The organism is Paenibacillus sp. BGI2013, assembly GCF_002843485.1.
GTDB classification, from domain to species: Bacteria; Bacillota; Bacilli; order Paenibacillales; family Paenibacillaceae; genus Paenibacillus; species Paenibacillus amylolyticus.
This window is the reverse complement of the sequence record NZ_PJFA01000007.1, coordinates 230142-243985: the sequence shown is the minus strand read 5'-3', so window position 1 is coordinate 243985 and position 13844 is coordinate 230142. Positions and strand designations below refer to the sequence as shown.

Annotated in this window: 15 protein-coding genes; 5 read left to right on the top strand and 10 right to left on the bottom strand. The window is 45.7% G+C overall.

The features are described 5' to 3' along the window. The first annotated feature begins 124 nt into the window (after positions 1-124). Positions 125-472 (top strand): hypothetical protein, encoded by a 348-nt coding sequence (locus CXK86_RS19105; protein WP_101314270.1) that lies wholly within the window; start codon positions 125-127, stop codon positions 470-472. Between the two features lie 136 nt (positions 473-608). Here the strand turns inward: CXK86_RS19105 and CXK86_RS19100 are convergent, their stop codons facing one another. Next, positions 609-1148 (bottom strand): DUF4303 domain-containing protein, encoded by a 540-nt coding sequence (locus tag CXK86_RS19100; protein WP_101314269.1) that lies wholly within the window; start codon positions 1146-1148, stop codon positions 609-611. 229 nt (positions 1149-1377) lie between these two features. Between CXK86_RS19100 and CXK86_RS19095 the strand changes: the two genes are divergently transcribed. Then, the gene (locus tag CXK86_RS19095) at positions 1378-1671 is read left to right on the top strand and encodes a hypothetical protein (protein WP_051449941.1); all 294 of its coding nucleotides are present in this window, start codon (positions 1378-1380) and stop codon (positions 1669-1671) included. Between the two features lie 201 nt (positions 1672-1872). On the opposite strand, the gene CXK86_RS19090 is transcribed toward CXK86_RS19095, so the two are convergent. The 6 genes from CXK86_RS19090 to CXK86_RS19065 all read right to left on the bottom strand — a co-directional run bounded on the left by CXK86_RS19090 (position 1873) and on the right by CXK86_RS19065 (position 7863). Continuing rightward, positions 1873-2097, bottom strand: coding sequence for a helix-turn-helix domain-containing protein (locus CXK86_RS19090; RefSeq protein WP_017692532.1), 225 nt, complete (start codon positions 2095-2097; stop codon positions 1873-1875). A 243-nt stretch (positions 2098-2340) separates the two neighbouring features. After that, positions 2341-3330, bottom strand: a complete 990-nt coding sequence (locus tag CXK86_RS19085; RefSeq protein ID WP_051449926.1) for a YhcN/YlaJ family sporulation lipoprotein — start codon at positions 3328-3330, stop codon at positions 2341-2343. A 274-nt stretch (positions 3331-3604) separates the two neighbouring features. Continuing rightward, entirely contained in the window at positions 3605-4621 is a 1017-nt protein-coding gene (locus CXK86_RS19080) for a DUF4340 domain-containing protein (RefSeq protein WP_180361796.1), read from the bottom strand. Beyond that, positions 4618-6012, bottom strand: coding sequence for a GldG family protein (locus tag CXK86_RS19075; RefSeq protein WP_101314267.1), 1395 nt, complete (start codon positions 6010-6012; stop codon positions 4618-4620). The genes CXK86_RS19080 and CXK86_RS19075 overlap by 4 nt, the downstream gene beginning before the upstream one ends. A 4-nt stretch (positions 6013-6016) precedes the next feature. Further along, entirely contained in the window at positions 6017-6733 is a 717-nt protein-coding gene (locus CXK86_RS19070) for an ABC transporter permease subunit (RefSeq protein WP_047841224.1), read from the bottom strand. Further along, entirely contained in the window at positions 6730-7863 is a 1134-nt protein-coding gene (locus CXK86_RS19065) for an ABC transporter ATP-binding protein (RefSeq protein WP_101314266.1), read from the bottom strand. Before CXK86_RS19065 ends, CXK86_RS19070 begins: the two co-directional genes overlap by 4 nt. A gap of 436 nt (positions 7864-8299) precedes the next feature. Between CXK86_RS19065 and CXK86_RS19060 the strand changes: the two genes are divergently transcribed. Next, positions 8300-9373, top strand: a complete 1074-nt coding sequence (locus CXK86_RS19060; protein ID WP_235193923.1) for a glycosyltransferase family 4 protein — start codon at positions 8300-8302, stop codon at positions 9371-9373. A gap of 65 nt (positions 9374-9438) precedes the next feature. Here the strand turns inward: CXK86_RS19060 and CXK86_RS19055 are convergent, their stop codons facing one another. Both CXK86_RS19055 and CXK86_RS19050 read right to left on the bottom strand, forming a co-directional pair. Then, the gene (locus tag CXK86_RS19055; protein ID WP_036673588.1) at positions 9439-10923 is read right to left on the bottom strand and encodes a DHA2 family efflux MFS transporter permease subunit; all 1485 of its coding nucleotides are present in this window, start codon (positions 10921-10923) and stop codon (positions 9439-9441) included. 263 nt (positions 10924-11186) lie between these two features. Further along, complete coding sequence (locus tag CXK86_RS19050) at positions 11187-11546, bottom strand: hypothetical protein (RefSeq protein WP_101314265.1); 360 nt, start codon at positions 11544-11546, stop codon at positions 11187-11189. Positions 11547-11732: 186 nt separating this feature from the next. On the opposite strand from CXK86_RS19050, the gene CXK86_RS19045 reads away from it, so the two are divergent. Further along, a complete protein-coding gene (locus CXK86_RS19045) occupies positions 11733-12971 on the top strand; it encodes a glycosyltransferase family 4 protein (RefSeq protein WP_101314264.1) in 1239 nt (412 codons plus the stop codon). After that, positions 12968-13138 (top strand): hypothetical protein, encoded by a 171-nt coding sequence (locus tag CXK86_RS32135; RefSeq protein ID WP_167483784.1) that lies wholly within the window; start codon positions 12968-12970, stop codon positions 13136-13138. The genes CXK86_RS19045 and CXK86_RS32135 overlap by 4 nt, the downstream gene beginning before the upstream one ends. A 145-nt stretch (positions 13139-13283) precedes the next feature. Here the strand turns inward: CXK86_RS32135 and CXK86_RS19040 are convergent, their stop codons facing one another. After that, positions 13284-13814: a GNAT family N-acetyltransferase gene (locus tag CXK86_RS19040; protein WP_101314263.1), complete on the bottom strand. Its 531-nt coding sequence runs from the start codon at positions 13812-13814 to the stop codon at positions 13284-13286. Positions 13815-13844: the final 30 nt, after the last annotated feature.

Sequence of the window (13844 nt, the reverse complement as noted above, 5' to 3'; positions counted from 1 at the left end):
TATTTTTATTTATTTTTAATAAATTAAGAAAATCATTTTTATAAGTTTATTCTAATCAAGACGATCCTGCAAATCAAGAGGAATTTCCCATGGCTTTTGCAATATCAAAAGAAGGAGCAATTCAATGAATCGAAGACAACGGAGAAAGTTCATTCCTTCCACCTGGATTATTGCCACCAAACAAACAGAAGGACGCGCCTATTATACCCTCTATGCTATTGACTGGAAACGCGGAGGTCGGCTGAGTTGGGAAGGCTGGAATCAACTTGAAGACATGCTGCAATTTCATATTCCGATCAAACGAAAAGCCGGAGGCCGAAAATCTTCTTCCCAGCCTGCTGCCAAAATTGCGAAAAGAGCACTCCATCTTCATCTAAACGAAGCCCAGTTTGAGCAGCTGGAGCAGCTATTTTATCAGCCATTTTCGAAGAAAAGATGGAGGAAGTTCATTCAAATGAATAGGAATCTATAAGTGATAAACTATTATGGAGCGGTTGTTTCATTTTTTCACGTAAAACAAAAAAGCCTCTTCCCTTCTTTGAATGAAAGAATAGGAAAGACTTTCGGGGTACAACGATTCAATTCATTTTGATTCAAGTTAGCTCGTTCTAATTGATGCCATCATATCGTTTTAAGAACTTGCTAGCTAAGCTGGGGACAGTCATGTGATGAACCGATTGATTCTCAATCTCCTCCGCCAAATCGTCATCTGTGAGAGAAACGAAGAACGTAATGTCTGCTTTGGTTTGACCATATCGGGCAAAAACTTCATCTGCTGTCTCATTCACAACTTTGGCAATGATTCGAATGATCTCATCTTTATACTTCTGGACATCCTCTGTTGCATACAACAATCGACTGATATGGTTAAAGTGTGTCTCCTCGCCATATTGATATTCGGAGCAGCCCCATCTGTAATAGATCTCGTCCTGCTCGCTATCACACAGCCCTTGCTCATTCATACTCGAAATATGCCCAGCCAGGGATTCCTCTGTATTTACCGCCAAAAACAGGGTAACCCAATCACTGTCTGTTCCAAAGGCACAAGCATATACTTTCTCATCCTGCACTTTAGACAGCGTTTGTTCCAGATCGGGTAGAAACCCCGCTCGAAATTGGTTTTCAAATTCATTTAAAAAACGGTCCACTCAGCTCATCCTTTCATGCTAATACAGTTTAAGATTCAATTGTCTGTTCAAACCATAAATTAATTGGGCCCAAAAACTTTAACGAGATATTCATATCCCCGCCCTGTTGCTATATAGGTCTCTCAATAACTACAAGGTACCACATAATTACAAATAACGTGCTTACTTCTTACACCCTTAAACAACTATGCTATAATAAAAATACGACTATCCAAGCGAGGTGACACCGATGAAATGGGGAGAGATTACTGAATTACACCCAGATCGTTTTGTGCTTGTGGAAGCAATCAAGGCAAGTTCCAGCAACCGTGTCCGTCAACTAGAGGATATAGCGGTTATTCAAAACTATGATAATCCTCAAGAAGCCTGGAGCGGTTATAAAGAACTGCACAAGCTCCATCCGACACGCGAGTTATATGTATTTCATACGAGCAGAAGCGATGTTGAGGTTGTAGAAGAATTTTTCTCAGGAGCCTCATGCAAAAATGACTTTGAATTAATGAATGTCCAATTTTCAACATAAGCCATGTAATGATAACCTTTGATGGTTGTCGTTGCGTGGCTTATTTTTGTACACCATGGTTGGGTGACTCAATCCCGGAGCAGCGGATCATCTGATGTAATAAACTATAAATCAGCAGCAAAAAAGCCTTGCCCCATTCTTCATAACAAAGAATAGAGAAAGGCTTTCATGCTGCTACTTAATCCTAACTGTAATTCGCAACTAAATCTTCAGTTCTCCAAGCTTAATCAGCTCGACAACTGCCTGCGAACGACCCTTAACATTGAGTTTCTGCATCACATTCGAAATATGGTTACGCACCGTTTTCTCGCTGATGAATAACTGCCCTGCGATGTCACGCGTTGTTTTGTCTTGAACCAGTAATTCGAATACTTCGCGTTCACGGTGGGTCAACAAAAATTTGCTTTTATGATCGATACCCTTCAATGTTCACCCCTCCTTGCTCGGGTTGTGTTGGTGTAACAAGGTTAAGGGGATACAGTCAACTCATCTTATGTCAGGTCAAGGGCGTTGGTTCAGTTTTATAAGAAAAATGGGCAGTAAACATGTGATTCATTGTCCAAAGAGAACGTGAGCAGTTGTCTATATATTTGAGATTATGTAAGACAAACATGCCCCTGCAGCAGATGTTACCATCTGCGCAAAGGCACACTTGTTCATGTCAAAAAACTACCGATTCATTCGATTCATGACACCACCGTTGTGATTACGGTTCATCAGGCCATCGTCAAGGATGCCATCACGGTTATTCGTATCTGTTCCGTTCGTTGGGAAAATGCGCTCCACCATCGATTGGAACGTATCAATCATGCCACTAACGGGCTTACCGTTACGAATATCTGTGGCATAGTTCTCGACATGCTCCACAAAATCCGGATTGGCTGATACATATACATTCTCGATGTTCGGTGCAAACTGTTTGATTTTGGCTGAAATCTTACCCTTAATCTCAGCTGATGTGTTATCGTCCGTGCTATCTACACGTTGTCCTTCACTTTTCATACCATAATGCCCATCGTCCGTCCCACGTGCTTTGCCGCTGTTTGTCAGACCACGCATCATACCAACGGCGCCTGTGCCCATGGTTCCATAGATGCTGCGGTCATTCCCCATATGGCTGCGATCCGTTGCCGAATTTGTGTTCAGTCCTGGAGCAATTCCACTAGTGCTGTACGGAGACATTGTGCCCGTACCACCATTCACACGCATACCACCCATATCGTGATTCATGTTGCCTCCACGCATGGTATCACTGGCATGATTACGCATCGTTCCATTCAGCATGCTCGTACGACCATTGGACTTGCTTTCCAACTTGCCTGCATGACCATCTGCCAAACGAACAGCCACATAAGCATTACGATCCGTTAACATGACACGGGCGGATTTTACTTCCTTCATCTCCGTGATGCGTTTTGCCAGCTCTTCACTGGATTTCAGGTCAGTGACATTATGCATGCGATAACTTTTCGCACGGATGCCATCCATTCCATTTGTTTCCACACCATAACGGTTAATGCCGTTGGCTTGCTGACGAACACTTTGCGTATGCATATTGTTGGTATCCCGATTCGTGCCACAACCTGTCAAACCGGCCATTACAAAGATTGCAGTAGATAATGATAACGTAATAGCTGTTGCCTTTTTGACTGCTGGCATGTACTCATCCTCCAATGTTTGTTGGTTTTGGTCACAAAGATAGGATGCGCTTCTGTACGTGCCGATATGCTGAAAGGATATGGTACCTTACCCTGTAGATTCAGGTATTCTGGTTTTGGTCTTTATTTATTGATCTTTGGGTTTTGATCTCTGGACAGTGAGGGCTTCAAGGGCTTCACCAATAAAAAAAAAAAACAGTGCTGCTAGTTCGCAGCACTGCCTGGAAATAATATTTGCATCTCAACGCAATAATATCACTTATCCTCCGCCCCGCTCATTTCCCGTCTGTTGATGAGGAAGTCGTTTCGTCCTTTGGAGAACTCGATGACTCTTCTGAAGAAGTTGTGGATGCTTTAATTGTATCCGGGAATTTCTCGGCTTCCGTTAGACTTGTCGCATCCATGCCATATGCCCATTGACCATCCGGTGTAATGACCCAGATCTGATCAGGTTCGGATGGCACCGTAAGTCCCCGATACACATCTCGAACTTGTTGCCCATTGACCGTCTGTTCAACAGACAGGGTGAATCGGGGAACCGAATTCTTCAGCTCAGACGCTTTGCGCACATCATCTGCTGTCGAAAGGTTTTTGATTTTGCCGATAAGAGATACGGCATCTGTGGCTTCAATCGTTTTTCCATTCAGTGTCCAGGTCTGTTCTGCCGCATCGTTCTCCAATGTCGTTTTTAACATCCAGGTAGCTGCCTCACCCTCCCACTCCAGAGACCCAACATTTGTCTCATCCATATTGAAAGGTGTAGTGTCCAACAAATCACGACGAGACAAAGCTATGCTGGTAATCGCCTCTGTCTGCACTGCAACCACAGGGCCCGAATCAACACGCACATAACGTGCATCATCTGCTGGAAGCTGGCCACCAATAGCCAGTTTGATCTCCCGATTATCTTTGAGTTTGATATCCATACGTCTAGCATCTGTTCCTAATCCGTACTTATTCAGATCCTTCGGCGCTTCTTCCACCACCAGTTCCTGATTTGCATCACTCAGAGCATCCAGCCAGCTGCTTACACTGTAACCGTTCAGAGGATAGGCTTTTGGCTCAACCATCTGCCATACGCCATTTTCAAGCGTTAAAGTCGAAGTTGCTGCTACATCGGATGTCTCCTCCGTTGTGTCATGTATTGTAATAGATTGAACATCCCCGGATTGAATACCAAGCAACTTGGCTTGAACCGCTTCTTCTTCCCGAAAATAATTTTGACTGGCCGCGTACACCCAGCCCACAATTAGTACGATGACCACCAGAATCGTTGGGACCCATTTTCTCATACTCGTCTGCGCCTCCACCATAAGAGTACACCAATGATAACAAAGATGAGTGGGAATGCTACAATAGCCACGAAGAAAATCGTTCTGGCTTGTTCGCCATTCAGGTATGCCATCTCATACCCGGCTTGCACCCGTGGACGAATCGTCAATCCATTTTCTTTCTCACTCAAATAGTTTACCGTATTCAAAATAAAGTCCCGATTGCCACCATTCGCAATTTCCGAATCCTGCATGAAAATGGACGAACCCAGAATAACTGCCTTCGGTTTACCATCCGTCGTATCGGCTGCATATCCTAATTCAACGGGTCCCTGAATGTCCTCTTCGGCATCATTGGTTGTTTCATTCTGCAATAAGCCGCCGATATTCGTCTCCCCATAACTGTCATTCGAAGAATGAATTAACGGTGAAAGGGTATATTTATCCTGTTCTTTGCTGGTCAACGCAATCGACAGCGACAACATCGGATACAATTGGCTCGCAGCGAGTTTGTCCGTAATTGCATGTGTACCATACTCCGGCACCACCCAGAGTGGCCCCATCGTACTGGCTTGCTGATTATCCACCATGACCGCATGCTCATCAACGACACCATAGTCAGCCATGAGGGCATCGATGTTTTTCCAACTGGATTTCATATCTTCTACAAATCCGAGGGATAATAACAGCTTGCCTCCATTACTCAGATATGTGCGAATGGCTTTCATTTCCGTATCACTGAGATCACGTTGTGGACCAATAATGGCGAGCACATCTGCATCTTCTGGAACCTTACCAGCTTGATTCAGCTGCAACTCTTCCGTCTGCAGATTATTTTGTTCCAAGGAGGACTGCAGCGTAGTCATCTGAGCGAGACTCAGCTCTTCATGCCCAGTCAAAAAGACCATTTTGTTCATCTCCGTGGATGACATATTCATGAGCGCCTGCGTAAGTTTTTCCTCACCTGTGAATTGATATGATCCGTCACTTCCGTCCCCTGTCGCGGTGAACAGACTGGCGATATCAATCACTTTGTGTTGATCTCCCTGCTCCAGCACAATGGAGCTGCCTGTTATGCCGTATTTGGATGCAAGCGCAGGTTCCTGCGTCAGATTATACTGTTTTAGCTTCAACTTGCTATTGCGTTTCGTGTATTCCTCAACCATATCCGTGACCTCACGGTTCAAGACGGTGTTGTTGGCATTTTCGACCGTTAACACCAGAATGTTGACGTCATCCTTCACATTTTTGATCGCAGTAAGAGACTGGTCAGATAACGTGTATTGTTTGTTCGAGGTCAGATCCAGCTGGAAGCCGCCAAGTGAATTCAGGAACAGTGTTAGCAAAATAAAGATGCCAATCACCGCTACGGACAGCACGGTACTGTTGGTATGACTTAACCATTTTTTCATCTTCTCACCTCCACCGCTTCCGTTCCACAATTTGAATGCTTAACAGCAGAAACACACCCGAAAGGGTGACATAATACAAGATATCCGGCCCACTAAGCACACCTTTCATGAAGCTGTCGAACCGGTTGGTCAGAGCAAACGGGTCCAGCCACTGCTGTAAAACAGAACCTGTATTGCCTGCGAATGAATCAAGCATCCACAAAACGAGCAAAATAATAAAACCCGCCACTGCAGACACCATCTGATGCTGGGATAATGTAGAAGCGAACAGTCCAATCGCCATCATGCTTCCGCCCAGGAAAAATAACCCCAGCGCAGACATCCATACCGTCGTCATATCCAATGTCCCATAGAACGACATGATGAAAGGGTACACGAGACTGCACAGGATGAGCACGACCAGAATGGCCAGAGAAGCAAGATATTTGCCAAAAATAATTTCTGTTACTCGTGCCGGAGAAGTCAGCAACAATTCATCCGTTCCTTGTCTAAATTCCTCTGCAACCAGTCGCATCGTTAACAATGGCACGACAAATAGCAGCATGGACAACGTATCGCCCAACACGAGACGATAATCAACAATACTCGGCTGGTAATATACAAAGCTTGAATAGAACAGCAGACTGGTCATCAGTACATATACGGCAAAAGCAAAATAGGACGTTGGTGACAGAAAATAAGCTTGCAGCTCTTTATTACATACCGCCATCATTCGTCTCATTTGGAGTCCTCCCCTTTGCGAGCTTGGGGCGAAGCATCGGCTGCTGTACTAACTGATGTTCCCGATATACTCGAAGAGTCGATGTCCGAAGTTACGTCCTGATCCATCTCTGCCCCAACAACCTTATCCACATCTGCCGAATTTGCGTCTGTGTCTGTTGCCTCGGTTGTGGTCAGCTTCAGGAAGATTTGCTCCAAACTCAGGTTCTCCTTTTTCATCTCCAGTATCGGTAATCCTGCACCTGACAAAAGGTAGAACAGCTCCTCCCGGAAATCTTCCGAGTTTTCTCCAGTAAGCAGCATTTTAACCGTATTCGCCGAATCTGAATTAAGTGAAGTATCTTTGGCAATATTCGCATCCGACGCTTGAATGACTTCACTCCGCACCTTCTCCCATGGTGTCAGCACATTATGTAATTGCTCCGCAGTGGCCTTCACTTCAATCGACACTTTGAACTGATCCCCCATTGCTGATCCGAAATGCTGAGGTGAACCATCCAGCACGAGCTGTCCCTGATTGATGATCAACATTCGATTACAGAGCGTGCTCACTTCAGGCAAAATATGCGTACTGAGCAGCACCGTATGGTTCTCCCCCAGTTCTCGAATCAGATCTCTGATCTCAATAATCTGATTTGGATCAAGGCCCGATGTTGGCTCATCCAGAACCAGCAGATCCGGCTTGTGAATAATGGCTCCTGCTAGCCCGAGGCGTTGCTTGTATCCTTTGGATAACCCACGTACCATTTGCCTTTCCCGACCCTGAAGTCCAAGTCTGCTAACCATCTCACTGACCCGTAGCTTAACCTCACGTGCCGGGACATCTCGCAAATTGGCTACGAATTTAAGATAGGACTGCACGGTCATATCCGGATAGAGTGGCGGAGTTTCAGGCAGATACCCAATCTTGGAACGAACACGCTGACCCTGCTCATGCACCGACATTCCATCCACCATAATGGAACCCGCGGTTGGATGCACATAACCCGTAATCATACGCATCGTTGTTGTTTTTCCGGCACCATTGGGTCCCAGAAAGCCAACAATCTCACCACGTTCCATGGTGAAATCCAGTTGATGTACGCCGCGTTGTCCTTCGTAGACTTTGCTGACCTGTTTCACTTCGAGCACATCATTCATCCTTTCCCGTTAAAATACCCGTGCACCATCGTTCGTTATATAAATTCAACTGAAAATATTACACTTGCACTCCGATGACAGAATAACCTTCCGATCACTGTTATCCCCAGATTTTTTTGATTCCTTCATTTCAGAAGGAAAAATCCGCTGATAAAGGTGAACGCTTCGCTTCTTCAAGTTATTTCTGCCCTCTCCGTTATCGTGTAAATGTTATGTTGAACTTATGTAATAGATGATGGGCACGGGAAGTTCCTTGTATATTACGTGAGCTATCCTAGCCTCAGCTTAATGACACTTAAAAGGCAGCTTAAAAATATTTGTCCAAAATGTGAACATTCTGACCAACACCCACACCCTGCGCTTAAAGCCAACGTAACATAGAGTACAGGAGAATGTGCTCCTGACCAAAAGTCAGAGGGTGAATCGTGTGAAAGTATTATTCACGTTTTATGTTCCGAGCGGTGGCGTGGATACGTTAAATCGACTGCGCACCGCTGTTCTGAAACGCCATGGCATTGAAGCGCACCTATTGTATCTCAGCACAGGCTCGGGATTGCAGAACAACAGTGATACACCCATTTTCACCGCGTCCAGTGACGAGGATATCCATCATATCATCCATACTCATCATTATGATGCCATCATTGCCACTTCAGACATCGCTATGCCCGGCCGCTTGAGAGGACTTGGTTATACCGGACGGATTATTTTTGAAGCGCAGGGACTCGGAGCGCGCGATCAAGCTCTGGAAACGATACAGATGGGTGTCCCATACCTCCAAGCTCATTGTGATGCTGCCGTTATACCTCCCACAGACCACCTGCTGGATATGTTCATTCATATCTGTCCCTGGCTTCATCGGTTTGTTATTCCCAATATGCTGGATACAGACACCTTCGCACCAATCTTGGTGGATACCCCACCCTATCCGGTGCTGGCTTGGGTAGGACGACTTGAACACAACAAAAACTGGCGTGAATATCTAATCATATCGAGTGAAATCGTCAAAAAAAATCCGGAAGCCAGACTATGGTTATTCCACGATCCAACTTTGGCTAATCCAGAAGATGAAGTCATGTTCCGGCACATGCTGGCAGAATACGGGCTAGAGGATCGGATTGGCATCTTTATCAATGTTCCTCATTCTCAGATGCCTGCATATTATTCCATGATTGCCGCTTCAGGGGGCATCATGTTATCCACTTCCCTGCTTGAAGGATTCGGTTATGCCGTCGCTGAAGCCATCTCTTGTGGCTGCCCGGTGCTCAGCACGGATTCGGATGGTGTGCGTTCATTTATCACACATAATAAGACTGGTAAGTTTTATCCAATTGGAAATGTAGAGGCCGCTGTAGCCGAAGCAAGGGACCTTATGAATAACAAGAAACTGCGTGAGTATATTCGCATTCAGGGCAGACAGCATATGAGCTTGTCTTTTTCACCAGATCGATATGCCATTTCTTTCCGTGAAATGATGACAGCACTACGAATTTTCCATTGAGCATAGCAAAAAAGGCAGTTCAGCAAAATTTCTCTGAACTGCCTTAGTATGGTTTTTACAGAGTCTTAGTGTCCCATCATCATCGCGGGATCAGGCTTATCGCCATTTTGAAGTTCTTCTTCCGGCATCGGCTTAGGTTTGCGCAGAATCAGACTGAGCAAACATCCGAACAATGCAATACAAGCGGCAAGGAAAAACGTATCATTGAAACCAGCTACCAAACCATGAACGATAGCGGTCGGCTCTGTACTCGTTGTATTGTCTGCGATTCTTGAAGTCAGGAAGCCTGTAAGCCCTGCAACCGCAAAGGACACGACCACTTGCTGTGCAGCGGCCGTGAGCGGTGTCACCCGTCCAACCAACTTACGCGGAGCAGCATTTAATACATGCGTATTGAGTGGCATCATGGACAAGCCCATACCCAGACCCATCATGACCAGAGCCGTTATAATCAGGCCAAGACCTGTCTCTGCCGTAATGGAGGACAGAATAAACAATGCTCCCGAGATAATACCCAGACCCACAAAGGCCAGAGGTCTAGCACCGATTTTATCAAACAATCGACCACCAAGCGGCATACCCACTCCGGAAGCCAACGCCTGTGGCAGTAGAATCAATCCTGTTTCCAGTGCAGTATACCCTTTAATCTGCTGCAAATAAAGCGGGATCAGGATCATCGCACCGAACAGCGCCACTTGTGACACCCATGCGAGAATAATTCCCCGTGAGAAATCAGATGATTTGAATACCCGGAGTTCGAGCAATGGATTTTGATGACGAAGCTCCACAATAATGAACAAAATGAGCGCTACACCACCCACAATGACACCCGTCAAAGTTGTTGCAGACGTCCAGCTCGTTCCACCCTCACTCACACCGTAAGCGAGCATCGAGAACGCAATTGGCGCCAGAATCATGCCGAGCAGATCCAGTGCAGGTGTGCGTCCACGATCTGTATCCGGCAAAAACTTGATACATAGAATGAAAGCTGCAATACCAATGGGCAAGTTAATCAGGAAGATCCAGTGCCAGCTCAGTGATTCAATAAACCACCCGGACAACACCGGACCCAATGCGGGGGCAAGCAACATCGGAATTCCCAGCATCCCCATGATGGAACCTCTTCGCTCAGGCGGAGCCAGACGAAAGACCATCGCCATACCAATAGGAGCAACCATGCCTCCACCAAGGCCTTGAATGATACGGTAAATGATCAATTGCTCAGGTGATTGGGCAATCGAGCATAATACAGAACCCAAGGTAAACATGGCAATCGTGAACAAAAATACTCTTTTGGCACCAAAGCGGTCCGTTAACCAGCCAGCCAGTGGAATAACCGCAGACAAAGCCAGAGTGTAACCCGTAACCGTCCATTGGATCGTTTTAAGATCCGTCTCAAAATATTGAACCAGATTTGGAATGGCCACGTTCACCACCGTGCTGTCCAGAATAACCATAATCATTCCGACGATAATTGCCAGGAGTGGCAGTATAATGGCTTTAAGCGAAAACTCTGCCGGCTCCTGGGGTACTGCTGTTTGTTCTTTCACGTTCTCCACACTCTTTTCCAGCCAGTAGATCGCAGGCTTATCAATGCGTCTCACTCAGCCTATATTGACGACTAATTTCAAACTATCGTTTTAAATCGTCGTTTTAAACTTTCGTTTAATACTGATCTAATTCTAATGAAAATACCTTTGCTGTCAAGCTATTTTTTCAGACAATTCTACTATGGATGCACCACAAAAAAATGGAACAGGCACCTTCCCTGCTCCACACGTTGGTTAATCATGATTATGCAATGATGTCCATATCAATCTGCAAGCTTCATCATCTGATATTCTGACAGTATGCCCAATGTCTGACCGTGAATACTTCTGCAATATATTCGAATAACCAGATGCTTCGGTGAAGAAGTGTTGCTGATGATTCTCAGTTCATAAGGCTCGGATGACACATCCAGATTATGAATGACCTGATTACCGCCCGCTCCCCCCGAATTTGACGTTAGGTGAAAAAGGTGTCGATACAGTTCTCCGTGAATACTGGCTCCACCAACAAATACATCCGTCCCTTCCTCGCCGCCCACATAGGCCAACTCCACATCCATGTACTTGACGGGAACAAATGTCTGTAACAGATTCTCATGAATCTCAAGTAAATATACCGCCACTGTAGATCCCTCCTTCGGAGCACACGAACCTTCCTGTACATAGGATATGCTTCCTCTCGTCCATTGCCATTTGCATTCACCCATTTTCGACCAATTACACGGAAATGCCCGACCTTCCGGTCCTCTTTTTTCATAGAATAAAAGGATAGAAGCTCGGCCGGTGCAGGCCGTGACAAGGAGGTAGCTATGAAAGTTCTGCTCGTTACGTATTGGGAGCTTACACATATGGGAGGCATATGGACATATGTTAAACAACTGGCCGACAGGTTAATCGCACTTGGTGTAGAGGTTGATATCATGGGCACAAATGGTGCCAATAACGAAGTATATGTTCGTAATCTGAACCGCGCTTTCTCCAAGGATAAGGTGTGGCCCATGCTGCAAGCCAAACTCAATCCGACTGATCTGCCACAATTCACTGCCGATCCTCTTCTCGCTTATTATGAACTGAATAGATATGCCTTCGAGATGGCAGCCGCTTATCTGGGGGTGGACCACTATGACGTTATTCATGCGCAAGATCCGGTAGCTGCCGTAGCCATAAAACGCATCTTGAACCGCAATATCCCACTGGTTACAAGCTATCATGGCGCTCTTGCACGCGAAGCCTTTTACGATGCTCAAAATTCCAACCCACAACTTACTCTCCCTTCATATTTGCAATCCAAGCGTGGACGTTATTTTCTCTCATTGGAAGAGCGAAGTGCAGCACAGTCCGAGCTCATTCTCGTGTCAAGCCACTGGATCAAGAGTACGCTTACAGAGCTTGCCGTTCCTGAATCAAAGTTCAGACAGATTCCCTATGCTGTAGATCTCCCAGCCTACCGTGCCTCAGCAGCTGTAAAGTTCCGCCAGCGACCACCTGCGGGCAAGAAAGTCATTGCCTTTACCGGACGACTTGAATACATCAAGGGCGTTCATGTGTTAATCAAGGCCTTAGCCAGTCTGAAAAATAAACGTTCCGATTGGGTCTGCTGGATCGCAGGAGAAGGCAATTTAACTGATGAATTGCGGTCACAGGCCGCGTCAGCGGGGATTGGAGCTGATGTTGTGTTCTGGGGCAAGCTGGACAATATTCCTTCCTTCCTGCGCCATGCAGATATCTATGTCCAGCCCAGTCTGCAGGACACCCAGCCGTTCTCCGTTACTGAAGCGCAACTGGCGGGTGTACCTGTTATCGTCAGTGGCACAGCCGGCATGCCCGAGATGGTTGAACCTGGACGTACGGGATGGGTTGTTCCTCCGCAGGATGTCGACTCGCTCCGTGAACTGTTGGATGCACTACTTGAGGATGATGTTACCCGAAGAACAGTGGGGGCGGCGGCGAAAGCTTGGGCTGAACAACATCGTTCACTGGAAGTGATGGGATTTCGTACATTTCAAGTCTACCAAGAAGCCATCTACAGAGGAGGACATACGATATGACGTTACTTGTACCGAGTGATCTATACAACCGCTGGTTTTCGACTCCAGTTTCCACACCTCACATCGACGTGGACTACGCTGTAATGAATGAATTGATGAAGAAGCTGCCTAAAGGATATGTATTTCCCGATCCTGCATCGATGGCAATCATGAATTCAAAAGATTGAGACGTCGGATGATATGCCGTCTTCATATAACATGCCGAAAATATCAAACAAGGGGTGTCCCATCTGTCATATGAATGACTGAGGACACCCCTTGTTCGCTTCAAATGTGTTCTAACGGACCGAGAACACGCTATTACAGATCTCTCTAATCTGTCGCCAACTTGGAATACATATTCAGATCACTGAACGTTTCACCTACCCTCTCGTATGCTCTGAGGGTGCCTTCGTATGTGAAATTGAGCTTTTGCAATAGCTTGATAGAATTCACATTATCGGGGTCAACCTTTGCCTCAATACGATTCAGCTTCATAGTCGAGAATGCATGAGCTAATAAAGAAGAGATCGCTTCCGTAGCATATCCTTTCCCCCAGTGTGATCTGGCAATGTCATACCCAATTTCTGCTTTGAGATTGTCAAAATCCAGTGCATTATAACCACATGAACCTATGATTTCGTTGGACTCTTGCACAAGGATAGAGAACCGAATGGCCTTGTTTTCCTGAGCAAGATCATTCAGAAGATTAATCATGGCTATAGCTTGATTTTCATCCGTAAAATGAGTGATATTCATAAATCTAGTTACATCCGGATCAGACCAAATTTTAAACAAGCTGGCCGCATCCAATACGTTCATTTTTCGCAAATATAACCGTTCTGTGTATAACTCTGTAATCAATACTCTTACCTCCATTAGTTTATTAATAGT

Excerpts from the sequence above, each read along its gene's own strand:
- CXK86_RS19105 (WP_101314270.1), top strand. The coding sequence starts at position 125 with ATGAATCGAAGACAACGGAGAAAGTTCATTCCTTCCACCTGGATTATT.
- CXK86_RS19095 (WP_051449941.1), top strand. The coding sequence starts at position 1,378 with ATGAAATGGGGAGAGATTACTGAATTACACCCAGATCGTTTTGTGCTT.
- CXK86_RS19085 (WP_051449926.1), bottom strand. The coding sequence starts at position 3,330 with ATGCCAGCAGTCAAAAAGGCAACAGCTATTACGTTATCATTATCTACT.
- CXK86_RS19080 (WP_180361796.1), bottom strand. The coding sequence starts at position 4,621 with ATGAGAAAATGGGTCCCAACGATTCTGGTGGTCATCGTACTAATTGTG.
- CXK86_RS19075 (WP_101314267.1), bottom strand. The coding sequence starts at position 6,012 with ATGAAAAAATGGTTAAGTCATACCAACAGTACCGTGCTGTCCGTAGCG.
- CXK86_RS19070 (WP_047841224.1), bottom strand. The coding sequence starts at position 6,733 with ATGAGACGAATGATGGCGGTATGTAATAAAGAGCTGCAAGCTTATTTT.
- CXK86_RS19045 (WP_101314264.1), top strand. The coding sequence starts at position 11,733 with ATGAAAGTTCTGCTCGTTACGTATTGGGAGCTTACACATATGGGAGGC.
- CXK86_RS32135 (WP_167483784.1), top strand. The coding sequence starts at position 12,968 with ATGACGTTACTTGTACCGAGTGATCTATACAACCGCTGGTTTTCGACT.